This window comes from Sphaerothrix gracilis Ecp01, assembly GCF_030405905.1.
In the GTDB taxonomy this organism is placed as follows: domain Bacteria; phylum Cyanobacteriota; class Cyanobacteriia; order Phormidesmidales; family Phormidesmidaceae; genus Sphaerothrix; species Sphaerothrix gracilis.
Genome location: NZ_JASATW010000125.1, coordinates 1 through 1280 on the forward strand (window position 1 = coordinate 1; position 1280 = coordinate 1280).

The 1280-nt window shown below is 33.8% G+C and carries 1 protein-coding gene; it reads left to right on the forward strand.

The genetic code is table 11. The features are described from left to right. Positions 1–1273: MBOAT family O-acyltransferase (locus QJQ48_RS28195; protein WP_346294494.1), on the forward strand; the 1273-nt coding region annotated here is incomplete at its 5' end. Positions 1274–1280 lie beyond the last annotated feature (7 nt).

The window sequence follows — 1280 nt, forward strand, 5'->3', positions numbered from 1 at the left end:
ATTTAGCTCTTTGGTAGATTATACCATTGGCCTAAAGCTCAATTCAGAAGATAAACAATCCAAGCGCAAGGTGTTTTTATGGGTTAGCATTTGTGTTAACCTTGGCTTTTTAGGATTCTTTAAGTATTATAACTTCTTTGTGGATAGCTTAGTTGAATCATTTACGTTTTTTGGTGGACAACTGAGTATTAACACGCTTAATATAATACTTCCGGTCGGAATTAGCTTTTATACATTTCAAACCTTAAGTTACACTATTGATGTATACAATAAAAAATTGGAGCCTACTAAAGATTTCTTAGGATTCATGGCTTTTGTCAGTTTCTTTCCCCAGTTAGTTGCCGGGCCAATTGAGAGAGCCACTAACCTACTACCTCAATTTCACAAAAAAAGACAATTTGTGTATGAACATGCCGTAGATGGATTGCGCCAAGTACTTTGGGGGTTGTTCAAAAAAGTCGTTATTGCAGATAATTGTGCGGTTTATGCCAATACAATTTTTAACAATCAAGATGACTATTCAGGAAGCACACTTTTAATAGGTGCCTTTTTCTTTGCTTTTCAAATCTATGGTGATTTCTCTGGTTATTCAGATATTGCTATTGGTATTTCTCGTTTGTTTGGATTTAACCTTAAGCGAAATTTTGCATTTCCTTATTTTTCGAGAGATATCGCTGAGTTTTGGAGGCGTTGGCACATATCACTATCAACTTGGTTTAGGGACTACCTATACATCCCTTTGGGAGGCAGTAGAGGAGGTATTAAAATGAAGATAAGAAACACCTTCATTATTTTTATTGTTAGTGGATTTTGGCATGGCGCTAATTGGACATTTGTTGTTTGGGGAGCGTTGAATGCTCTTTATTTTTTACCATTACTTTTATTAAATAAAAATAGAGTTAATACCAATTTAGTCGCTGAAGGAAAATATTTTCCTTCGTTCAGAGAATTATTCCAGATGACAACAACTTTTTTTATAACCCTTATCGCTTGGATATTTTTTAGAGCTGACAATGTGACCAATGCATTTATATATATAAAAAACATGTTTACAGCTAACCTATTTACCAAACCTGAGATTTTGCCTATGACCATCTTAGGACTGCTAATCTTCTTCTTAGCTATTGAATGGTTAGGAAGATCTGGTGAGTATGCAATCCAAAAAGTAGACTTTTTGAAAAAACCTATTCGATGGAGCTTCTACTTTTTTCTGGTAATCCTAATATTTAGCTTTACCGGTGAACAACAAGAGTTTATTTATTTTCAATTTTAAAATTGAT